This is a genomic window from Myxococcales bacterium, from assembly GCA_016720545.1.
In the GTDB taxonomy this organism is placed as follows: Bacteria; Myxococcota_A; Polyangia; order Polyangiales; family Polyangiaceae; genus JAAFHV01.
The window spans coordinates 136,208-158,341 of record JADKKK010000012.1; the positions used below are offsets into that span (position 1 = coordinate 136,208).

Genomic DNA, 22,134 nt, shown 5'->3' on the forward strand with positions numbered 1-22,134 from the left:
CGGCTAGAGTCGCGGCCCATGACGTCGTCCCGCTCGAGCCACACGCGGCCGCTCGTTCGCGCTCGCCTCGCCCACCTCGCCCCGCTCCTCGCCGTGGGCCTCTCGGCCACCGCGCTCGGCTGCAAGACCGCGCCGCTCGCGCCCGGGGGCGGGAAGGTCGCCGTCACCGCCGACGCGAACGGGTTCTCCCCGAGCTCGGTCAAGGTCGAGAAGGGGGCGCCGCTCGAGCTCACGTTCACCCGCACGACCGAGGAGACCTGCGCGACCAAGGTCGTCTTTCCGGAGCTCGGCGTGACGAAGGAGCTGCCGCTGAACACGCCGGTCGCCATCACCGTGCCCACGGGCGACGCGCGTACGCTCACGTTTCAGTGCGGCATGGGCATGTACAAGAGCAAGATCGTCATCCAGTGAGCTGAGACGGCCCCGCCCCTGGTGCCGGCCGAAACGTGGGATTTCGCCGCTTCACGCGAGCGCGGCGCGCACGCTCTCCGCGAAGATGGAGAGCAGGGTGTCGAGCTCGTGATCGTCGATGGTGAGCGGCGGGCACAGGTACACGGTGTTGCCGAGCGGTCGCAGGTACGCCCCGCGCGCGCGCGCCTCTCGGTACACACGCCATCCCGCGGCCCCGAGGTAGTCGGAGGCCTCGCCCTCGAACGGTGAGGCTTCGCCGTCGAGATCGACCGCGGCCACCATCCCCAGCGCGCGTGGCCGGGAGACCCCGGGCAGCTTGGCGAGGTCGTCCACGAGCGCCCGCAGCCGCGGGGCCTTCGCGCCGACCTGGCCGAGCACGTCCTCGTCGCGGTAAATCGCCAGCACCTCGCGCGCCACCGCCGCGCCGAGCGGGTTGCCGGCGAACGTGTGCCCGTAGAGGAGCGCGCGCTCTTTGTCGCCGCGGAACTGGTCGTAGAGCTCCCGCGTCGCGAGCGTGGCGCCCATCGGGAGCAGCTGGGAGAAGGCCTTGCCGAGGCACATCATGTCGGGCGAGACGCCCGCGTGGGCCGAGGCCCACATGGGGCCCGTCCGCCCGTAGCCGGTGAACACCTCGTCGCACACGAGCAGGATGTCGAGCTCGGTGCAGACCGCGCGGAGCCGAGTCAGGAGCTCCGGCGAATAGGTGCGCATGCCCTCGGCCCCCTGAAGCACCGGCTCGACGAACACCGCCGCGACGGTCGCTGCGTGCTCGCGAAGGAGCGCCTCCAAGGCCGCGAACACCCGAGGGAGGCCGAGCGGATCCGAGGTCTTTGCGTGCAGGCATTCGAAGAGGACCCCCGCGAACGGGCGCCGAAAGAGCTCGACGCCGCCGAGGCTCGCCGCGCCGACGGTGTCCCCGTGGTACGCGCCGTCGAGGGCGACGAACCGGGTCTTCTCCGGGCGACCGCGCTGGCGAAACGACTGCAGCGCGATCTTGACGGCCACCTCGATCGCGCCCGAGCCGTTGTCCGTGTAGAATACACGTTCGAGACCCGGCGGCGCGACCTGGACGAGCTCCTCGGCGAGCCGCGCGGCGGGCTCATGGGTGATGCCGGCGAAAGCGACGTGGTCGGCGAGGGCACACTGCCGCGCGAGGGCCTCGCGCAGGCGTGGGTGGCCGTGCCCGAGGGTCTTGGTCCACCAAGACGCGTTCCCGTCGAGGTAGCGCCCGCCGTCGACGTCGACGAGCCACGCGCCGCTGGCGCTCGCGACAACGAGGGGGTCCTCGCGCTCCCAGAGGTCGGCGGCCGTGTAGGGGTGCCACACGTGCGCCCGGTCGAGCGCCACGATCTCGGCGCGCGCGCTCAACCGCCGAGCTCCTCCGAGGACGGGAGCGGCGCGACGAGCGGTTTAAGCACGCCGGACGTGGCCTCGGGGGTCTCGTCGGGGAGAAAGACGGTGGCCGTGGTGCCCTCGCCAGCCGAGCTCGTGAAGCCGAAGTGGCCGCCGTGCGCCTTGACGATGCGCTCGACGATGACGAGGCCGAGCCCGGTGCCCGTCGGGCGGGTCGTGAAGAAGGGATCCTTCGCGCGGTGCCGCACGGCCGTGTCCATGCCGTCGCCGGTGTCCACGACGTCGATGGTGGTGCCGCGCACCCCGTCGCGCGCGCCGCGCGCCATGCGCACGCTCACCGTCCCTTGGCCGTGCATCGCCTGCACAGCGTTGTCGACGAGGTTGTCGAACACCATGCGGAGGAGATCGCCGTCGCCGTGCACGACGTCGCCGTCGGGCGCCGGCTCGAGCGCCACGTCGCAGCCGATCGACGCGCCCAACCGCGCGATCACGCGATCCATGACCTCGCGCATGTGGATGGGCACCGGCACCACGCGGATGGGGCGCGCATAGTGCAGCAGGTCAGACACGAGGTTCTCGAGCCGCACGGTCTCTTCCTGGAGGATGTCGAGCAAGATCTCCTCGTCTTCACGAGAGATCTCGGTCTTGCGCAGGCCCGCCACGGCGTTCGAGATGATCGCGAGCGGGTTCCTGACCTCGTGCGCGACCATCGCGGCGAGCTCACCCACGGCCGCCAGCTGCACGTTCCTCGCGAGGGCCTCCTGGGTCTGCAAGAGCGCGTCGCTCGCCGTGGCCAGCTCGCGGCTGCGCGCCACGAGCTCGAGCTGCTGCGACTCGACCCTCACGACGAGGCGCCGGTGGCGCACCACCAGGGTCGCGGCCACCGCGCACATCGCGAGCGTGACGAGGAGCACGACCCACTGCACAGGTCAGCTCCTCGTACGCGTCGCCGGGGCGGCGCGCCCTGGTGAGCGCGGCCGCGCTGCGCGTCGCGCGCGCTTCACTTCTTCGTCGCGGGCTTCGCGGGGGCCTTCGCGGGGGCCTTCGCGGGGGCCTTCGCGGGCGTCGCGGTGGGCGCGCCTGCGTCGGCCGCAGCCGGCTCGTGCGCGTGGGCCGGCTCGGCGGGCGCGTCGTGGTCGATGTGGATCGTACGGGTGGTGCGGTTCCAAGGCCCGGCGAGCGGCTTCTTGTCGGCGCCGAGGAGCCCGACCGTCAGCTCGTAGGCGCCGTTCCGGAGCCCGTCCAGGTAGAGCGGCGCGCCGAACTTCTCGACGTCGCCGGTGAGCTCCTTCTCGATGCCCGGCCCGGTCACCGACACGTGGACGTGCTCCTTGCCGGCGGCGAGCGTCACGTTCACGAGCTGGAAGTCGACGAGCACGTGGTTGGCGGCGTCGCCCTTGTAGTCGCCCTTCGGGCGGCTGAAGACGAGCATCGGGCCCTTGGGGTCGGTCTTGGCCTCGCCCTTCTTGCCGACGAAGAAGGGGACCACCACCAGGGCGTCCTTGGTCTTCACGGACTCGTGGTTCGCGCGGCTCGGGAAGGCGACGAGCACGTGCTGGCCTTCCTCGAGCGGGCCGCCCGCGAGGTCGGCCAGCTTGACGCCCGCCTTCGTGTCGTAAATGGCCTTGTAGGGCTTGTTGTCGAGGATGAGGTGCACGTGCTGGCTGCCCACGGCGGTCTGCCAGTTTCGCACGTCCAGCTTCACCGCGAAGTCGCCCGCCTTCGCCGTGGGGATGACCTCGTCGCGGCGCGGGGCGGTCAGCTTCACCGTGGGGAGCGGCGCCGCCGGGTCCGGGCTCGCTTGCCCGGGGGCCAGGGTCACGGGGGGCAGCGCGGGCTCGGGCGGCGCGGCGTCGACAACGGCCGAAGGCGGCGGCGCGGCCGTGACGACCTCCGGTGGGGGCGGCGGGGGCGGCGGGGGCGGCGGGAGGTTGTCGTTCCCGCCACCGCACGCGATCGCGACGGCGGCGGTGAGCGAGGCGAGCGAGGCGAGGAGCGCGGCGCGTTTCATCCGCTTGCGGTTACACCAACTTTCCCTCCGCGGAAAGCGTGTCAGCTCTTGACGCGGCGAGCCCCGTGCGCAGAGTGTGGCGTCGTGCCGCACCGCCGACGCTACCTCTTCGTGTGTACCAACCGCCGCGACGAGGGCCACCCGAAGGGCTCGTGCGCCGCCTCGGGCGGCGAAGAGCTTCTCCGGCGTCTGAAGGCCGGGCTGCTCGCCCGCGGCGTCGCAGGCGACGTGCGCGCGTGTGGGTCGACCTGCCTGGATCTCTGCGAGATTGGCGCCACCGTCCAGCAGGAGCCGGAGCACGTTTCGTACGGCCGCGTCCAGCCCGAAGACGTGGACGCGCTCCTCGACGCCGTGGCTTCGGGCGGAGTGCTCGAGCGCCTGGTGGTGCGGCCGCCGTCGGAAGCGGGCGGCGCCGGCTGATGCTCCCGCGGCTGGGCGCGACCGCGGAGCTCTCGCTCCGCGGGCATTTTCACCTCCTCGAGGCCCCACTGGGAGACCGCGCGATCGACTGCGCGCTCGGCGTCGACTTCCACGGATCGGGCGGCGCTTTGATCGGGCGCGTCGGCCGCGTGACGGGTCGTGTCTCGGCGGAGGGGATCGCCACCGATCGCGTGCTCTCGGGCTCGCTCGCGTTCCGCCGCGAGGCCCACATGCGTTTGCTCCTCGCTCTCGGGTTCGAGGGCGACGACGGCTCGCCCCGCACCCTCCGTGGGTACGTAGAGGTGCTCCCGGCGGCGCCGCTCGCGACCGCGACGGAGGTGCCGTTCAGCCTCTACGCAGGCGAGGACGACGAGGTGGGGCGCGGGGTGCTGCGGTTCGATGCGCGCGGTGAGCTGCGCGCGGTGATGCGGTCGCTGCGCCTGCGGGTGGGCGCCGCGTGAGGGCCCGCGTCGGGCCAAGGGAGGCAATTCGATGAGCGACGCGCGTGATCCGCGTGAGGGCGACCCGCCGCGGAGCGCGAGCGCCGCGCCGGGCGCACCCAGCCTGGACGTGACCATCCTCGTCGTCGACGACGAGCGCTCCAACGTCGAATCCCTCGAGAAGATCTTCTCGCGCGAGGGAATGCGCGTGCTCGCGGCCTACGACGCGCGCAGCGCCCTCGACATCCTCCGGCAGCACCGCGTGCACGTCGTCCTGACCGACCTCATGATGCCCGGCATCACGGGGCTCGAGCTCTTGCGGGCCGTGAAGCAGGTGAGCCCGGAGGTGGAGGTCGTGCTCATGACCGCCTTCGGATCGGTCGAGGCGGCGGTCTCGGCGATGCGCGACGGGGCCTACGACTTCGTCGAGAAGCCGCTCCGCCGGCTCGCGATCGTGAAGAGCGTGAAGAAGGCGGCCGAGCGGCAGCGCCTCGTGGCCGAGAACCGCTCTCTGAAGCAGGAAATCAAGCTGCTCTCTCGGCGTGAGATAGTGGGCAACTCGCCCGCGCTGCGGCGCGTGGTCGAGGTGTGCTCGCAGGCCGCGCCGAGCCAGGCGACCGTGCTCGTGCTCGGCGAGAGCGGCACCGGCAAGGAGCTGCTCGCGCGCAGCGTCCACGACCGCTCCGGGCGCGCGCGCGGCCCCTTCGTCGCCGTGAACTGCGCGGCCATTCCCGAGACCATCCTCGAGAGCGAGCTGTTCGGTCACGAGCGAGGGTCGTTCACCGGCGCGGTCGCGAGGAAAGAGGGCCGGTTCGCCCGAGCGGCTGGCGGCACCCTCTTCCTCGACGAGATCGGCGAGCTTACGCCGCAGGTCCAGGTGAAGCTCCTCCGGGTCCTCCAGGAGGGCGAGTACGAGCCCGTCGGCGGCGAGCCCACGAAGGCCGACGTCCGCGTGGTCGCCGCCACGAACCGCGATCTCACCGCCGAGGTTCAGGCCGGTCGCTTCCGCGAGGATCTGTTCTACCGCCTCAACGTCATCGCCGTCACCGCGCCGCCCCTCCGCGCGCGCCGCGAGGACATCCCGCTGCTCGTCGACCACTTCCTGCTCATGTACTGCGCGAAGAACGGCAAGGCGAAGCCCAGCGTCGCGCGCGGCGCCATGGAAGCGCTGCTCGACTACCCCTGGCCCGGAAACGTCCGCGAGCTCGAGAACGTCATCGAGCGGGCCGTCGTGCTGTCGCGCTCCGACACGATCTCTGAGGCCGACCTGCCCGACAACCTCGCCGAGACGAAAGCGCCTCTCGCGCGGACCCTCGAGTTCCCCATCGGCACGCCGCTGTCGGAGATCGAGCACCGGGTCATTCGCGAGACCCTGCGCCACGCCAAAGGCGACAAGTCGGTCGCGGCCCAGCTCCTCGGGATCTCGACCCGGACCATCTACCGCAAGCTCGACGGCGTCACCGACGACGCGTGAGCGAGCGCTCGCGGCCCCCGAGTCCGCGCCGCCGCGCCGCCGAGACGCTTTGACAACTTGGCAAAGGTTCGCCCCCTGGGAGCCCGCTTTGCCAACGTGGCGAGGTGCGGCCGGGGCGCCCCCCAGAATTCGCCGTTTCTTTGTTGGCACGGGCCCTGCTACAGGCAGCCACCATGGCGGTCGATCAGCTGATTCGACGAAACTTCTGGGCCGTGCTCCTCGTGCCTGTTGGGCTCCTGGCGTACGTGTCCGCGAAGACGGTGACCTCGCTCGCGGGGGCGCTCTTCCTCACCCCCGACGAGAAGCACCTGACCACACCGCCGCTCGTCGCGCGCGCAGCCCCGACGGCCTCATCCGTGGCCCGAGTGACGTCCGCGGACGTCATCCTCTCGCGGAACCCGTTCGACCACGTCGCCGGCGCCCTGAACGCCCCGCCGCCGTCGGACACGCCGGAGGCGACCGCGGCGGTCGACACCAGCGACCCGATGACCGCGCCGCGCTGCGATGGAGTGAAGGTGCTGGTGATCACCGCCTCGTCCGACCCCGACTGGTCCTTCGCGGCCATGACGACCGGGGCTGAGACGAAATCGCAGCTCCGCCGGCGGGGCGGGGAAATCGCCGGCAAGAAGGTTCACTTCGTGGGGTGGGACCGCGTGTGGCTCGAGAACGGCTCGGCGCTCTGCCAGGTGGGCCTCTGGCAGCCTGCGCAGGCGGAGGCCGCCCCCGCGCCCGTGAGCCCGCAGCCCGCCAAGCGAGGTGGCGGCGCCCCGGGCATCGACCCCTCGATCTCCAAGGGCATCGTCAAGGTGAGCGCGAACGAGTTCAACGTCGACCGCGGCGTGGTCGACAAGATCCTGGAGAACCAGGCCGATCTCATGCGCCAGGCGCGCATCGTGCCCGAGCAGGAGAACGGCAAGGTGGTCGGCATCCGCCTCTTCGGCGTCCGCGCCGACACGCTCCTCGGCACTCTCGGCATGGAGAACGGCGATCGCCTGCAGACCATCAACGGGTTCGACATCGCGAGCCCGGAGAAGGCCCTCGAGGCGTACGCCCGCCTGCGCACGGCCGACAAGCTCAACATCACGTTGAACCGTCGCGGCCAGAACATGAACATCGACTACAACATCAAGTGAGCGCAGAAACTACAATGAATCAAGGTACTTCCGCGCACTCTGTCCCCAGCCTGATCGTCGCCACCCTCCGCACGACGGCGATCATCGTGGGCGCGTCGCTCGGGTTCGTGGGGCTCCTCTGCGGGGCGATGGTCGTCGCCTCCGCGACCCTCGACCCGCGGCCGAGCCCCGGCGTCCCCGCGACCACGGCGCCGCTCGGGGACGCCCCGCCCGCGCAGCCCTCGCCGCCTGCACACCGCGCCGAGAGCGCCAAGAAGTCCCGCTCGTCGATCTGAACGTCCCATGACCGTCCCGTCCCTCCCCATGAAGCGATCCCTCCTGCTCACACTCTCCCTGTCCACGCTGACGTTCGCGGCCCCGGCGCGCGCCCAGCTTGTCGACAAGGCCCCGCGCCTCATCCCGCAGAAGATGACGACGGTCCTCGGCGCGCGCACTCTCTCGGACACCGCGAAGCCCCCCGCGGCGGCGGCGGCGCCGGGTGCGGCGCCGGTCCCGGCCCCGGCCTCGCCGGGCGCTGGCACCCCGGCGACGCCGCCCGCGGGAGGCGCCGCCGGCACCCTCCTCCCGAACGGCAAGGTCGCGGGGGACACCTCCGGCCTCACGCAGTTCGAGCAGGGCGTGCAGTACGAGCCGCGGAGCCCGAACTACCTCGTGTCGTTCTCGCTCGACGACGCCGATCTCTCCGAGCTCGTGCGGGTGATAGCCCAGCTCACGGGCAAGCGCTTCATCTTCGGCGGCAAGCTCAAGACCATCAAGGCGACGGTCTACTCGCCGCAGAAGGTCACCGTCGCCGAGGCCTACCAGGCGTTCCTTTCCATCCTGGAAACGAACGGCCTCACGGTGGTGCCCCACGGCCGCTTCTTCAAGATCATCGAGACGGCTGGATCGGTCGCGCAAGGCACGCCGGTCTACGGCTCCACGCAGGCGGCCACCGCGGAGGACCGCTACATCACCCGCATCCACCGCCTGGCCCACGTGAGCGCCGACGACGCGGCCAACGTGCTCGGCAAGTTCAAGTCGAAGGACGCTGACATCACGGTGCACGCGCCGGGCAACCTGCTCATCATCACCGACACGGGCGCGAACATCCGCCGGATGATGCACCTGCTCGAGGAGATCGACGTGGGGGGCGCCGGCGAGCAGGTCTTCATCGAGCCCATCAACTACGCGTCGGCTTCCGACATCGCCCAGCGCGTGAACGAGCTGTTCGACGTGAAGGGCTCGGGCGGCAGCTCGGCCAACACTCCTGCGCCGAAGGGGGCGGCGCCCAAGGGCGCCGCGCATGGCGCCGATCGCATCGCGAAGATCGTGGCCGACGAGCGCACGAACGCCGTCATCATCGTGGCGACCGAGAAGGCGTACCTGCGCATCCTCGAGCTGGTGAAGCGGCTCGACGTGCCGCAGACCGGCGAGGGGCAGATCCACGTCCTGCCGCTTCAGCACGCCGACTCGGTGGAGCTCTCGAAGACGCTTGGCGACATCATCACCGGCGCGAAGGGCGGCGAGGCGCGGCGCGGCGCGGCCGGAGGGGGCGCCAACCCCACGCCGGGGGTGTTCGAGGGCGGCATCAAGGTGAGCGCCGACAAGGCCACCAACTCGCTCGTCATCACGTCGTCGCTCCGCGACTACGCGTCGCTCCGAGCGGTGATCGACAGGCTCGACCAGCCGCGGCGGCAGGTCTTCATCGAAGCGGTCATCATGGACCTCCAGCTGAAGCGCTCCGACGCCTTTGGCGTGAGCTTCCACGGTGGCAGCGATTTCGCGACCGGCGGCGGCGACGGGTTGGTCTACGGTGGCAACAAAATCCTGAACACGATCACGCCGATACCCACCGATCCGGACGCGCTCCAGGGCTTCGCGCTCGGCGTGCGCGGGCCGGGCATCTCGGGCACTTCGAGCCTGCTCGGCACCGGCATCTCGGTGCCGGCGTTCGGATCGTTCATCCAGGCGCTCGCCCGCACGGGCGACTCGGATCTGCTCTCGACCCCGCACATCCTCGCCCTCGACAACGAGAAGGCCGAGATCTCCGTCGGCGACAACATCCCACTCCAGACCAACGCGGTCTCCGCGTTCCCGGGTCTCGGCGGCGCGGCCGGCGGCGCGGCCGGCGCGCTCGGCGCGCTCGGGGGTCTCGGCGGCCTCGGCACGGTCGGCTCTCCGCGTCAGGACGTTGGCACCAAGATCACGATCACGCCCCACTTGAACGAGTCGAACGACGTCCGCCTCGACGTGGTCGAGGACATCAGCGAGCAGGGCGCGCCGCTCGGCGGCACCCTGGGCGCCATCCCCATCTCGAAGCGCACGGCGAACACGAAGCTCGTCGTCCGCGATCAGCAGACCGTCGTCATCGGCGGCTTGCTCCGCAGCGTCGTCTCGCGCGCGGAGGAGAAGATCCCCGTGCTCGGCGACATCCCGGTGCTCGGCGCGCTGTTCCGCAAGCGCCAGAACACGCTCGAGAAACGCAACCTCGTGCTCATCCTCACGCCCTACATCATCCGGAGCCAGGACGATCTCCGCACGGTGTTCGAGCGGAAGATGCAGGAGCGCCAGGAGTTCCTCGATCGGTACTTCGTGTTCAGCGACAACGAGTACGCGCCCCCGCGCGACTACTCCCGGCTGAACGGCCTCGTCGAGGACATTCGCCAGGCCTACTTCGGCGTCGAAGAGCGCAAGCGGCTCGACGAGATCACGCGGCCGAAGGAGCTGAAGAGCCACGAGCCGCAGCGCCCGCTCGAGATGCCGAGCGGCGTGAGGTCGTCGGGCGAGCCGGCGGGCGGTGGCGCCCCGGCCGCGGACGCCCCCGCGGCGCCCGCGCCGCAGCCGGGCTTGACGCTCCCCCGCATACGAAGCTTCGACAAGGTCGAGCGCTGACATGACGGAGCAACGCTTCCTCGGAGAGATCCTCGCCCGGCGGGCACAGGTGCCGCCGGAGCGCCTCGAGGTGCTCTACGCCATCCAGCGGGAGAAGGGCACGGACCTCGTCGATCTCCTCGTGAACGGCAACGTCATCGACGAAGGCTCGATCGCGAGCGCCCTCGCCGCCGAGGCCGAGTTGCCGTACGTGCCCACCATCGAGCCCGAGCGTGTGTCGACCTCGCTCGCGCTGCGCCTGCCGATCGGCTTCGCGAAGATGCACAAGCTGCTCGTCACCAACGAGGACGACCACGCGGTCTACGTCATCTGCGCCGACCCGTTCGACACGAGCGCGATCGACGCCGTGCGCGTGGTGTTCGGCAAGCCCGTCGAGGTGTCGGTCACCGCGGGCGAGCGCATCATCGACGCCATCAACCGCGTGTACGAGCGCGACGCGGGCGGCGGCGAGCTCGAGGGTGAGCAGGACGAAGTGGAGGTCGACGGGGTCGGCGGCGATATCCTCGACTCGGACGACGAGGCGCCGGTCATCCGATGGGTCAACTCGCTCTTCCTCCAGGCGATGAAGGAGCGAGCGAGCGACATCCACATCGAACCCGAGGAGAAGGAGGTCCTCGTCCGCTACCGCATCGACGGTGAGCTCTACATCGCGCGCAGGGCTCCTCGCGCGTTCATGAACAGCATCGTCTCGCGCGTGAAGATCGAGGCCGCGCTCAACATCGCCGAGAAGCGCCTCCCCCAGGACGGGAGGATCTCCAAGAAAATCGCGGGCAAGTCGTTCGATATCCGCGTCAGCACCATCCCCACGAGCCGCGGCTACGAGCGCATCGTCATGCGCCTGTTGAACAAGTCGAGCGTCCTGCTCGACCTGCCCGACCTCGGCTTCTCACCCCGCGACTACGCGCTCATGGACGGGCTCATCCACCGCCCCGACGGGATCATCCTCGTCACCGGGCCCACGGGCTCGGGCAAGACGACCACGCTCTACGCGTGCCTGAACCGCATCAACCAACCCAACATCAACATCCTCACCGCCGAGGATCCGGTCGAGTACGAGCTCTCGGGTATCCACCAGCTCCACGTCCAGCCCAAGATCGGCCTCACGTTCGCGAGCGCGCTCCGCGCCTTCCTCCGCCAGGATCCCGACGTGGTCATGGTCGGCGAGATCCGCGACAAGGAGACGGTCGAGATCGCCGTCAACGCGTCCCTCACCGGCCACCTCGTCCTCTCCACCATCCACACCAACGACGCGGCGGGCGCCATCACCCGCATGGTCGACATGGGGGTGGAGCCGTTCCTCCTCCGGTCGAGCATCATCGGCATTCTGGCGCAGCGCCTCGTGCGCGTGCTCTGCCCGCATTGCAAGGAGCCGTACCGCGGCTCGGAGACGGAGCTCGATGAGCTCGGCCTCACGCACGAGCGCGTCGCTCAGCGGCTCCGCCGCGCCGAAAACGCGCAGAGCCGGTACTTCCCGCGGCAGGTCGCCACCGTCGACATTCTCGACGTCCCGCCGGCCGACGACGTGACGTTCTACAAGCCTCGCGGCTGCGACAAGTGCGCCCAGACCGGCTTCTCCGGCCGCCGCGGCATCTACGAGCTGTTGCTCATGGACGACGTGGTCGGGCCGCTCGTGCTCCGCAACGCGGACGCCCAGACCATCAAGCGCGCGGCGATCGACGTGGGCATGGACAGCCTCCGCGACGACGGCGCACGCAAAGTGCTCGCCGGCATGACGTCGGTGGAGGAGGTCCTGCTGGCGACCCAGGAGGACACGATCGCCGCCGAGGCCGCCCCGACCTCCATGCGGAACGTGAGGGTCTGATCCATGGCGGTCTTCGAGTACAGAGGCCTGCTCGCGGCGACGGGGAAGACCGTCCACGACGTGCGCGACGCCGACAACCCGAAGGCGCTCCGTGCCCAGCTGAAGCGCGAAGGGATCCTCCTCACCGAGGCGACCGAGGTGAATCGCGCGAAGAGCGCGAGCGCGAGCTCCGGCGGAATGTTCGCGTTCTTCCGAAGAGTTACCGTGACCGACGTCGCCATGATGACGCGCCAGCTGTCGACGCTGGTGGGCGCGGGCATCCCGCTCGTCGAGGCGGTCTCCGCGCTGACGGAGCAGGTAGAGAAAGACGAAATGAAGCGGGTGCTCGCGCTCGTGCGAGACCGCCTGAACGAGGGCAGCTCGCTCGCCAAGGCGCTCGAGGCGCACCCGAAAGTGTTCCCGCCGCTCTACGTGAACATGGTGGCGGCCGGCGAGGCGTCGGGCACGCTCGAGGTCGTGCTCGATCGCCTCTCCGACTTCATGGAGTCGCAGGCGCGGCTGAAGGGCAAGGTCAGCGCGGCGCTCGCGTACCCCATCCTCATGCTCATCATCGGAACGTGCCTCATCACCGTGATGATGGTCGTGGTCGTCCCCAAGGTGACCAGCATCTTCGCCAGCCTCGATCGGGCGCTGCCCTGGTACACGCAGGTCCTCATCTACATTTCGGCGGCGATCTCGTCGAACATCACCCTCGGCACCGTGCTGAGCCTCGCGGCGACCACCTTCGTGCGGCGCGCGCTCGAGCCCGGCGGCGGTCGGAACGGCTTCATCGTCGGCGCGAGCCTCGCTGGGCTCGTCCTCGTCGTGTCGAGTTTCTACGTCGAGTCGCTCGCGCTGCTTGGCGGCGGCGCCTTCCTCGGGCTCGTGCTCGGCGTGGCGCTCGGGCAGTTCCTGAACTACGTCGCGACTCCGCGCGGGCAGCTCTGGAAGGACGGCGTGTCCCTGCGCGCGCCGATCTTCGGGCAGCTCCTGCGCATGCTCGCGGTGTCGCGGTTCGCGCGCACGCTCGCCACGCTCCTGAAGAGCGGCGTGCCGCTGCTGAAGGCCATGGACATCGTGAAGAACGTCCTCGACAACGCGAAGCTCTCGAAGGTCGTCGAGGACGCGATCGGCAGCATCCGCGAGGGTGAGTCGATCGCCGGGCCGCTCCGCAAGAGCGGCCAGTTCCCGCCGATCGTGACCCACATGATCGCGGTGGGCGAGAAGAGCGGGCAGCTCGAGCAGATGCTCGAGAACGTGGCGCGTGCCTACGACTCCGACGTCGAGACGCGCATCCAGGGAATGACGTCCCTGCTCGAGCCGCTCATCATCGTGTTCATGGGCGGCGGTGTCGGGTTCATCGCGTTCTCCATCCTCATGCCGCTCATCCAAATGAACGATTTCGTCCAGTGAGGTGCGAGTGCGACGGCGAAGGCAAGATCCAGCGCGTGTCTTCTTCCCCTGGGAGAGGCGTCGGGGCGTGCTCGGGGCGCTGGGCCGCGCGCGGCTCAAGCTCGGGGTGGGCGTCGCCGCGCTGCTCGCGCTCGCGCTCGGGCTCCGCGGGCGCGAGGAGCACGCGGCGAGCGTCCGCGCGACGCGCGCCGCCATCACGAACGCGACCCGCCAGATCGCGAGCTACCGCGCCGACCACGGCGGCAAATGCCCGGCGGCGCTGCCCGAGCTCGTCGCTCAGGGGTACGCGCGCGACGTACCGGTGGACGCGTGGGGCCGGCCGCTGCGGCTCACGTGCCCAGGTCGCCGCGATCCACGCGGCTTCGACATCTCCAGCGACGGCCCCGATGGCGTGCCCGGGGGGCTGGACCGCGTGGAGTGAACCTTGGGAACGCACGGCGCCCGCGCGGGGCGCCACATGAAGAAAAGGAGCGAGAGATGAACGTCGGTAAGGAATTCGATGCCCTTCTATGCGCGGTGCGCCGCGCTCTGCACCGCGGGCTGGACGGTGGTCGCGCCCAGCGCCTGCGCCGGGCGGCGCGGCGGGGCGTGACCCTCATCGAGATCCTGATCGTGCTCGCCATCGTCGGCCTCATCGCGGGCGGCATCGCGGTGTTCGCGATCCCGAAGTTCAAGGACGCGCAGCTCGCCACGACCAAGCAGAGCGCGCAGCAGCTCCACACCATCTCCGAGGCCTGGCACGCCACCCACACGCAGGAGTGTCCGACCCCCGAGCTCCTCCGCAAGGAGAAGGAGATCTCGGTGACCTCGAACATCAACGACGCGTGGGGCAAGCCGTTCAAGATCGTGTGCACGGATGACGGCGACGTCATCGTCACGAGCTTCGGCCCCGACGGCAAAGAGAACACCGCCGACGACATCCGCGTGCCCGACATCAAGCCCGAGTAGCGCGCAACCCACATGCACCACCCGCGCCCCACACCCCGCTTCGAGCCCCCGCGCAGTACGCGCGTGCGGCTCGTGCGCGCGCAGCGCCTCGCGCGGCGGCGGCTGGAGGCGGGGCAGGGCGCGGGGCGGGCCGCGCGGGGCGCGCGAGGCATGACGCTCATCGAGATCCTCATCGTGCTCGCCATCATTGGCGTGGTGATGGGGGGGGTGCTGGCCGGGACGGGCCAGCTGGCCTCGTCGAGGCTCCGGCAGTCGTCGACGACCCTCGCCGGGGCAATACGTGTGGGGTACACGCAAGCGACCGCGACCTCTCGCAGCGTGAGGCTCGTGCTCGACATGGACGATCAGACCTTCTGGCTCGAGCAGGCGGATCGCCCGATGCTCGTGCAGTCGAAGGGGGCCTCGGCGGCCGGCGGCGCCGAGGGCGCGACCAACGCCGAACAAGAGGCGGAGGCCGAGACCGCCCGCATCGTGAAGGGGCCGGTGGCGCCCAAGGCCCGCTTCCAGGCCATCGAGCCCGCGGGCGTGGCCGTGAGTGCCAAGCAGAAGGGGCCGAAGCCGCTCGCCCGCGGGATCGCGTTCAGAGCCGTGCAGGCGGCTCACGACGCCGAGCCCCGCACGAAGGGGCGCGCGTACATCTACTTCTGGCCCGGCGGCCAGACGGAGCGCGCCTCCGTGCAGCTCTTCGTTTGCGGCAAGTCGGCCGAGGAGCGCTCTCGCTGCGGCGTGGACGACGCCACGACCATGACGCTGGACGTGGCGCCCCTCACGGGGAAAGTGACCGCGCACGACGGCGCGCGCGACCTCGCGAAGCAGCCGACGACCGACGAGGAGGCCTCCGATCGCGTCGACACCGGGGGCGGCCTATGAGCGCGCATCTCCTTCGACACAGCGGCGAGCGGGCCTTCTCGCTCCTCGAGGTCATGGTCGCGGTCGCGATCTTGGGGCTGCTCCTCAGCGTCATCCTCTCGGCGCAGGGCGGCCTCGCGGCGAGCAACCGCAGCGCCGCCAACATGGGCATGGCGGCGGATCTCGCGCGCTGCAAGATGACCGAGATCGAGGAGAAGATGCTCCGCGACGGCTACCCCGAGATCGACGCGCTCGACACCGAGGTGTCGTGCTGCCTCGACGGGGACCGCGAGGGCTTCCAGTGCGATACGCGCCTCGAGAAGGTCGAGCTGCCGCAGCCGCCGCAGAACTCCCTCGGCGACGGCGGCGACCTGCTGGGGAGCGCCGGAGGCGGCGACGGTGGCGCCCTCAGCCTGCTGTCGAACCCGGCGGGCACCGGCGAGCTGAACCTGGACGGAGGTATCCAGAATCTTCAGGGTCAGCTCGGTGCTGGCCCTGGGGCCGCGCAGGGGATGCTCACCACCGTGATGGGCATGGTGTACCCCAGCATCAAGCTGCTGATGGAGGCGTCGATCCGCCGCGTGACGGTCATCGTCCGGTGGAAGGAGGGCCCCAAGGCGAAGGAGCTCGAGCTCGTCCAGTTCATCACCAACCCGCAGCGCGGAGGCCTCGGGTTCGGCATCGACGCTGGCGCCCCGCCCGCGGCCAGCGGCGCAGCCGGCGCCTCGACGACGAGCCCCGCGACCTCTCCACTCAAGTCGCCGCTGCCGGGGTTGCCATGAGCGCGCGCCCGAGCCGCCGGCGCGCGCGCGCGATGACCCTCCTCGAGATCCTCGTGTCGCTCGGCATCCTGGCGATGATCTCGATCCTCATCTACGGCGCCTTCGACTCGATGGCGCGCGGCAAGAAGGGCGAGACTCTCCGCGTGGACCGCGCTCGTCAGGGGCGGCTCGCGGTCGACCGCATCGCGCGGGAGGTGCAGAGCGCCTTCCTCACGATGCACCAGCCGCAGAACCAGGCGCTCGTCGTGCGGCTCACCGCGTTCTCCGGCAAGTCGAGCCGCGATTTCGACAGGCTCGACTTCGCAGCGTTCGCGCACCGGCGCACCAACAGCGACTCGCCCGAGTCGGATCAGTGCGAGCCGGCTACTTCGTCGTGAAGGATCCCGACGTGGCCGACAAGATGGACCTCGTGCGGCGGGAGCAGACACCGATCGATCTCGAGCCGCTGCGCGGCGGCGTCGTGAACGTGCTCGCCGAGAACGTCGAGTCGCTCCACTTCAAGTACCTCGACCCGATGACGGGCCTGTGGAGCGACACGTGGGACACGACGCAGCTGTCCGGGCAGCCCGGCCGCCTGCCGCTGGAAGTGCGCATCACGCTCACGATGAAGGAGATCCGCAACGAGCCCGCGTACACCTACACGACGAAGGTGATGATCCCGATGCGCGAGCCCCTCAGCTTCGGGATCTCCCAGTGAGAGAGCTCGCCCGGTTGGCCCCGCTTGCCCCGAGCGCTCCGCTGGCCCCGGTCGGTCGTGTGACACGCCGCGCTCGGGCGAAACGCCGCGCTCGCGAGCGTGGGATCGCGCTCGTCATGGTGCTCGGCGCGATCGCGGTCCTCACGGTCATGCTCGCCGAGTTTCAGGACGAGACGAGCGCAGAGGCCGCGAGCGCCACCTCGGAGCGCGACGCCATCCAGGCGGAGTACACGGCGCGCAGCGCGGTCAACCTCGCGCGCCTGCTGATCGCCACCGAGCCGACCATCCGCGGCGCGATCGCGCCCCTCTTCATGATGATGCGCAAGACGCCGCCGCAGCTCCCCGTGTGGGAGTTCTCCGACCGGCTGCTCGGCGCGTTCAACGACGGCGAGGGCAGCGCAGACTTCAGCGCGACGGTGGGCGTCGACGCCAAGACCGGCAAGAACCTCGGCCTGAAGGACGGGCGCTTCGAGCTCGTCATCGTCGACGAAGACGCGAAGATCAACGTGAACCTGGGCGCGGCCAACGACATCGCGCACATCCGCCTCGCCCAGGAGCTCATGGGCCTCATGGCGCCGCCCCAGTACAACACCCTCTTCGAGCAGCGCGACGGCGCGGGCCAGTTCGCCGATCGACTCACGGTGTGCTCCGCCATCATCGACTGGTCCGACCAGGACGAGCGCCTCTTCAACTGCGATCTCAGCAAGCTCTCGGGGGCCTCCACCGCGGGCGCAGAGGACGCGTTCTATCAGCTGCTGCCGAAGCCCTACCGCCGGAAAAACGCGCCGTTCGACTCGCTCGAGGAGCTCCACGCGGTGCGCGGAGTGAGCGAGGACTTCTGGGCGACCTTCGTCGACCCGGCGCCCGAGAACCCAAAGAAGCGGCCCATGACCGTGTGGGGCACCGGGCGCGTGAACGTCAACACGGCCAACCCTCAGACCCTCCTGGGCATCGTGTGCGCGGGCGCGCCGACCGCGCCGATTTGCACCGAAGTCGCGCAGGCGCAGACGTTCCTCACGGGCGTGACCATGGCCCGGGGGCTCACCATGGGCGCGCCGCTCTTCGGCGGTCCCAACGATTTCGTGCAGACCATGACCGGGAAGGGGCAGCTCGGGCCGGTGCTCGCCGCCTTCGGCATGAAGCCCGTCGCGTTCAAGAGCGAGGCCGAGTTCAGCAAGAGCATCTCGACCGAGAGCAAGGTCTTCTCCGTGTACGCGGTGGGCGTGAAGAAGGGCGGGCACAAGCGCGAGACGCGCGTGTCGATCCACGCGGTGGTCGACTTCCAACACACCCCGGGCCTCGACGCGGCGGTCGGGGGTCTGCTCGCCGGCCTGTCGGGAGGAGGCGCCTCCGCCACCGCCTCTGCCACCGCCGCGGCGGGCAAGGCTCTCGCCAGCGCCAACTCGGCGGCCCTCACGGCCGCGTTCCCGCAAATGCCCAAGACCGCTGGGCAAGTCGTCTATTACCGAGTCGAGTGAGCCGAAGATGGGGAGTCTCTCATGAGCGTCTGCTTGGGAATCGACGTGGGAGCGTCGGCCGTGAAGATCGCGGCCATTCGCTTCTCGTACCGGAAGACCACCCTCATCGGGATGGTGAGCCGGGATGTGGGACCAGACTCCGACCTCCCGGCGATCCTACGGGAGGCCGTCAAGTCGCTCTTGGGTGAGAAGGGCGGCATGGGAGACGCGTCCGCCGTGGCCCTCCCGGGGTCCAAGGCCGCCTTCGTGAACCTGTCCCTCCCGGCCTCCAGCGGGAAGGCGCTCGGCAACGTCCTGCCGTTCGAGCTCGAGCCGGTCATCCCGTTCGACATGGCCGAGTCGGTGTTCGACTACCGAGTGCTCCCGCAGGCGCCATCGGCCGAGAAGGCACCGACGCTCACGGTGCTGTGCGCGGTGGCGCCGACCAGCGAGGTGCGCGCGCGGATCGACCTCGTGAAGAGCGCCACGGGGGTCGAGCCGGAGCGCGTGGGGGTGGGGGGCTTCACGCTGGCGAACCTCGTCGGCTGGGCGCCGGCGCTCGCGTCGGCCGAGCCGATCCTGCTGCTCGACCTGGGCAACGACTCGAGCGATCTCGTGGTGCTCGAGGCCGGCGAGCCCGTGTTCGCGCGGACCTTGTCGCTCGGCACGCGGGGCCTGCCTCCGACTGCGCCGAAGCTCGCTCGCGAGGTCCGCACCACCGTGCTGGGGCACCGCGCTGCAGGTGGAAAGCCCCCGACGCGCGTGTTTCTCGCGGGCGGCGGCGCCTTCGTCTCGGGGGCGGAGGGCTTCCTCGCGGGGGAGCTCGGGCTCGAGGTCGTGCGCATCCCCGCGCCCGCGCTGGAGCTCGAGCGGCCTGGCACGGTCGACCTCGCCGAGGTGCCGCGCTTCGCGAAGGCGCTCGGGCTGGCGCTCGGCGTCGGACCGCGCCCGCTGGGCATGAACCTGCGAAAAGGCGCGCTGTCGTTCGAGCGCGGGTTCGCGTGGGTGCGCGAGAAGATCCCGCTGCTCGCGGGCCTGGCGACGGCGATATTTTTCATCTCGCTCCTCTCGGCGGGCGCGCAGCTCTACGCCGCGACCCGCGAGCGCACGGCCCTCGAAGGCGCGCTGGGCACGGTCACCAAGGAGGTGCTCGGCGAGAGCACCCAGAGCGCTTCGCGCGCACTCGAGCTCCTCTCGAAGCAGACCCAGGTCGCGGACGAAGACCCCATGCCGCACGCGGACGCCTTCGACGTCATGGTGAAGATCTCCGAGAACATCCCGCAGAGCATGGTGCACGACATCGAAGAGCTCGACGTGCAGAAGGGCCACGTGATCCTGCACGGCATCGTGGGCACCATCCCCGACGCGCAGGCGATCATGACCTCGCTGAAGAGCGAGCGGTGCTTCAACGACGTCAAGATCACCCGCACGAACCAGGTCGTTGGCGGAGAGCGGCAGAAGTACGTGATGGAGCTCGATCTCAAGTGCCCGGAGGACGTCCGCGGCACGACCAAGAAGGGCTCCGGGGTCGCGCAGCCGGCGCCGAGCGCCAGCGGAGGTAAGTGATGGCGATCAAGGCAAACCTCAGCCCCCGCGATCAGCGCGCGCTCACCGTGGGGCTGCTGGTGCTCGGCGTGCTCGTCCTGTTCGGCCTCCCGCTCGTGCTCTCGGGCCTCGCGGCGGGCAAGGACTCGGAGGTCACCGAGCTGCGCTCCGCGCTCGCCCAGGTGCAGGCCGCGCGCGCGAAGGTGCGCGACCGCAGGAGCCGGGAGGATGCGATCGGCGCGCGTTACGGCAAGCGCGCGCCGGCGCTGGCCGGCTACCTCGAGCAGTCGGCGCGGACGCAGAAGCTCGACGTCAGCGACTCGGTGGACCGGGCCGAGGTGCCGCACGGAAAACGTTACGTCGAACGCAATACATTGATACATTTCAAGAAAGCCGGCATGCGTCCCGTCTCCAAGTTCCTCGAAGGGCTCGAGCAGAGCGGGCACCCCGTGTCCGTGTCGCGCCTGAACGTGCGCAAGCGCAGCGGCGAGCCCGACTCGTTCGACGTGGAGGTCGGCGTGTCGGCCTACGATCGCGCCGAGGTGGCCGCCAAGAAGGAGCCCAAGTGAGCGCGGCGTGCCGACCGCGGGGGACCGCATGAACCGCCACGTGAGCACCGGAGGGGCGAACGCAGGTCGATCGCGACCCCGAGCCGAAGGCGAGGTGTCGCCATGACCCAGCAGATGAAGGAGCGCCTCCGCGCCGTCGGGCGCTGGATCCTCTACCCGACCTTCTTTCTGGTCGCGTTTCTCGTGTTCCTGTCGTGGACGTTCCCGTACGACAAGCTGAAGGAGCGCCTCGTCTTCACGTTCAATGCGCAGCAGCGCGCGTCGAGCTCGCAGCAAGAGCTGCAGATCGACTCTCTCGACTCGCACTTCGTCACGGGCGTGCGGGCCACTGGCGTCCACCTGCTGATGCCGCCGGTCGAGCCGGGCAAGCCGCCGGTCGAGCTCAAGCTCGACGAGGCGCGTGCGCGCGTTTCGCTGCTCTCGCTCCTCTTCGGCAACAAGGACGTCACCTTCACCCTCAAGGCGTTCGAGGGCCAGATCGAGGGTGAGTTCATCGACAAGGGCAAGGAGCGCATCATCCGGGTCGAGTTCGACTCGGTCGACGTCGGCAAGATCGACATGCTGAGCCAGCAATTGGGCGTCCCCATGGAGGGAAAGCTCTTCGGGAAGGTCGACCTGCGCCTCCCCGAGGGCAAGGCCTCGAAGGGCTCCGGCGTCGTCAACCTCGAGATCCGCGACCTCTCAGTCGGCGACGGCAAGGCCAAGATCAAGGGGCTCCTCGAGCTGCCGAAGCTCACGGTGGGCGCTCTGCGGTTCGAGGCCGAGGCGAAAGAGGGAGTCCTCAAGGTCAGCAAGTTCGGCGCCGCTGGAAAGGATCTCGAGCTCTCGGGCGACGGTCGCATCCAAATGCGCGAGCTCGCGAACGACTCGGGCCTCGATCTCGCGGTGCGCTTCAAGGTGAACGACGGCTTCCGTGGGAAGAACGACAAGACGAAGAGCATCTTCGGCGCCCCGGGGTCGAACATCCCCCCGCTCTTCGAGCTCGATCCGACCGTCAAGCGGGCCAAGACCCCGGACGGTTTCTATGCGTTCCAGGTGAAGGGGCAGCTCGGCAAGCCCCAGTTCTTGCCGGCCGCCGGCCTCGGCGGCCTCGGCACGTCACGCGGAGGCTCTCCATGAGCGTCGTCACCACGAAGAAGGGTGGCCTGCTGGTCGGTGTCATCCATTTGGCCGCGCTGCCCGGCAGCCCGGGCGCCTCGCGCCCGCTCCGCGACATCGTCGCCGAGTGTGTGCAGTCTGCACGCGTCCTCGCGGCAGAGGGCTTCGACCTCTGCATGGTCGAGAACTACGGCGACGTGCCGTTCTTTCGCGGCGCCGTCCCTCCGGTGACGACGGCGGCGATGACCCTCTGCGCCGCCGCCGTGCGCGACGCGGCCCCCGGGCTGCCCCTCGGCGTGAACGTGCTGCGTAACGACGCGCTCACGGCGCTCTCGATCGCCCATGTCGTCGGCGCCGCGTGCGTTCGGGTCAACGTGCTGACCGGGGCGCGCGTCACGGATCAAGGCGTCATCGAGGGGGCCGCGGCCGAGCTGCTCCGCGCGCGGGCCTCGCTGGGGGCCGGCGGCGTCGCCATCTGGGCCGACGTCGACGTGAAGCACTCGTCCGCGCTGGCACCGCAGACGCTCGCGCAGGAGACCAGCGATCTCGTGGTCCGTGCGCTCGCCGACGCCGTCCTCGTGACGGGGCCTGGCACCGGACTCGCGGCCGACACGGCCAAGCTCCGCGAGGTGTCCCTCGCCACGCGGGCCTCTGCGCGGCCAGGCGTTCGGGTGCCGGTGCTCGTCGCCAGCGGCGCCACCGTCGCGTCGCTCCCGACCCTCGCGGAGCACGCCGACGGCGTGATCGTGGGCAGCGCCCTGCGGGCCGACGGCCACGCGGGCGGACCCATCGACGCCGGCGCCGCGGCCACCTTCGCCGCGGCGTTTCGCCGGGCGTTTCCTCGCTAGCCGCTGCGGGGTCA

21 protein-coding genes and 1 pseudogene are annotated in these 22,134 nt (G+C 70.2%); 19 read left to right on the top strand and 3 right to left on the bottom strand.

Going from position 1 to position 22,134, the window contains the following annotated elements; all coding sequences use genetic code 11:
• Window positions 1-18: 18 nt before the first annotated feature.
• Window positions 19-411, top strand: coding sequence for a cupredoxin domain-containing protein (locus IPQ09_21180; protein ID MBL0196687.1), 393 nt, complete (start codon window positions 19-21; stop codon window positions 409-411).
• A 51-nt stretch (window positions 412-462) separates the two neighbouring features.
• On the opposite strand, the gene bioA is transcribed toward IPQ09_21180, so the two are convergent.
• The 3 genes from bioA to IPQ09_21195 form a co-directional block, all read right to left on the bottom strand.
• Entirely contained in the window at window positions 463-1,779 is a 1,317-nt protein-coding gene (gene bioA, locus IPQ09_21185) for an adenosylmethionine--8-amino-7-oxononanoate transaminase (GenBank protein ID MBL0196688.1), read from the bottom strand.
• Window positions 1,776-2,690, bottom strand: coding sequence for a hypothetical protein (locus IPQ09_21190; protein ID MBL0196689.1), 915 nt, complete (start codon window positions 2,688-2,690; stop codon window positions 1,776-1,778). Before IPQ09_21190 ends, bioA begins: the two co-directional genes overlap by 4 nt.
• 74 nt (window positions 2,691-2,764) lie before the next feature.
• Window positions 2,765-3,775, bottom strand: coding sequence for a hypothetical protein (locus IPQ09_21195; protein MBL0196690.1), 1,011 nt, complete (start codon window positions 3,773-3,775; stop codon window positions 2,765-2,767).
• 84 nt (window positions 3,776-3,859) lie between these two features.
• Between IPQ09_21195 and IPQ09_21200 the strand changes: the two genes are divergently transcribed.
• The 18 genes and pseudogenes from IPQ09_21200 to IPQ09_21285 all read left to right on the top strand — a co-directional run bounded on the left by IPQ09_21200 (window position 3,860) and on the right by IPQ09_21285 (window position 22,120).
• A complete protein-coding gene (locus IPQ09_21200; protein MBL0196691.1) occupies window positions 3,860-4,195 on the top strand; it encodes a (2Fe-2S) ferredoxin domain-containing protein in 336 nt (111 codons plus the stop codon).
• Window positions 4,195-4,656: a hypothetical protein gene (locus IPQ09_21205; GenBank protein MBL0196692.1), complete on the top strand. Its 462-nt coding sequence runs from the start codon at window positions 4,195-4,197 to the stop codon at window positions 4,654-4,656. Before IPQ09_21200 ends, IPQ09_21205 begins: the two co-directional genes overlap by 1 nt.
• 31 nt (window positions 4,657-4,687) lie before the next feature.
• Complete coding sequence (locus IPQ09_21210; protein MBL0196693.1) at window positions 4,688-6,109, top strand: sigma-54-dependent Fis family transcriptional regulator; 1,422 nt, start codon at window positions 4,688-4,690, stop codon at window positions 6,107-6,109.
• 173 nt (window positions 6,110-6,282) lie between these two features.
• Window positions 6,283-7,242 (top strand): general secretion pathway protein GspC, encoded by a 960-nt coding sequence (locus IPQ09_21215; protein ID MBL0196694.1) that lies wholly within the window; start codon window positions 6,283-6,285, stop codon window positions 7,240-7,242.
• Between the two features lie 14 nt (window positions 7,243-7,256).
• The gene (locus IPQ09_21220) at window positions 7,257-7,517 is read left to right on the top strand and encodes a hypothetical protein (protein MBL0196695.1); all 261 of its coding nucleotides are present in this window, start codon (window positions 7,257-7,259) and stop codon (window positions 7,515-7,517) included.
• Window positions 7,518-7,545: 28 nt separating this feature from the next.
• Entirely contained in the window at window positions 7,546-10,113 is a 2,568-nt protein-coding gene (gene gspD, locus IPQ09_21225; protein ID MBL0196696.1) for a type II secretion system secretin GspD, read from the top strand.
• 1 nt (window position 10,114) lies between these two features.
• Window positions 10,115-11,935 carry a type II secretion system ATPase GspE gene (gene gspE / locus IPQ09_21230; GenBank protein ID MBL0196697.1) on the top strand — a complete coding sequence of 607 codons (1,821 nt, stop codon included), beginning with the start codon at window positions 10,115-10,117 and terminating at the stop codon, window positions 11,933-11,935.
• A 573-nt stretch (window positions 11,936-12,508) separates the two neighbouring features.
• Window positions 12,509-13,327 (top strand): type II secretion system F family protein, encoded by an 819-nt coding sequence (locus tag IPQ09_21235; protein MBL0196698.1) that lies wholly within the window; start codon window positions 12,509-12,511, stop codon window positions 13,325-13,327.
• 7 nt (window positions 13,328-13,334) lie between these two features.
• Entirely contained in the window at window positions 13,335-13,748 is a 414-nt protein-coding gene (locus tag IPQ09_21240; GenBank protein ID MBL0196699.1) for a type II secretion system protein GspG, read from the top strand.
• A gap of 56 nt (window positions 13,749-13,804) precedes the next feature.
• On the top strand, window positions 13,805-14,275 hold the full coding sequence (locus tag IPQ09_21245; protein MBL0196700.1) for a prepilin-type N-terminal cleavage/methylation domain-containing protein: 471 nt from the start codon (window positions 13,805-13,807) through the stop codon (window positions 14,273-14,275).
• A 12-nt stretch (window positions 14,276-14,287) separates the two neighbouring features.
• Complete coding sequence (locus IPQ09_21250; GenBank protein MBL0196701.1) at window positions 14,288-15,145, top strand: prepilin-type N-terminal cleavage/methylation domain-containing protein; 858 nt, start codon at window positions 14,288-14,290, stop codon at window positions 15,143-15,145.
• Entirely contained in the window at window positions 15,142-15,906 is a 765-nt protein-coding gene (locus IPQ09_21255; GenBank protein ID MBL0196702.1) for a type II secretion system protein, read from the top strand. Before IPQ09_21250 ends, IPQ09_21255 begins: the two co-directional genes overlap by 4 nt.
• Before the next feature lie 32 nt (window positions 15,907-15,938).
• Window positions 15,939-16,603: pseudogene (locus IPQ09_21260) on the top strand (general secretion pathway protein GspJ).
• A 116-nt stretch (window positions 16,604-16,719) separates the two neighbouring features.
• Window positions 16,720-18,081 carry a general secretion pathway protein GspK gene (locus IPQ09_21265; protein MBL0196703.1) on the top strand — a complete coding sequence of 454 codons (1,362 nt, stop codon included), beginning with the start codon at window positions 16,720-16,722 and terminating at the stop codon, window positions 18,079-18,081.
• 21 nt (window positions 18,082-18,102) lie between these two features.
• On the top strand, window positions 18,103-19,626 hold the full coding sequence (gene pilM, locus IPQ09_21270; protein ID MBL0196704.1) for a pilus assembly protein PilM: 1,524 nt from the start codon (window positions 18,103-18,105) through the stop codon (window positions 19,624-19,626).
• On the top strand, window positions 19,626-20,174 hold the full coding sequence (locus IPQ09_21275; protein ID MBL0196705.1) for a type II secretion system protein M: 549 nt from the start codon (window positions 19,626-19,628) through the stop codon (window positions 20,172-20,174). The genes pilM and IPQ09_21275 overlap by 1 nt, the downstream gene beginning before the upstream one ends.
• A gap of 102 nt (window positions 20,175-20,276) precedes the next feature.
• Entirely contained in the window at window positions 20,277-21,293 is a 1,017-nt protein-coding gene (gspN, locus tag IPQ09_21280) for a type II secretion system protein GspN (protein ID MBL0196706.1), read from the top strand.
• Window positions 21,290-22,120 carry a BtpA/SgcQ family protein gene (locus IPQ09_21285; GenBank protein MBL0196707.1) on the top strand — a complete coding sequence of 277 codons (831 nt, stop codon included), beginning with the start codon at window positions 21,290-21,292 and terminating at the stop codon, window positions 22,118-22,120. The genes gspN and IPQ09_21285 overlap by 4 nt, the downstream gene beginning before the upstream one ends.
• Window positions 22,121-22,134: the final 14 nt, after the last annotated feature.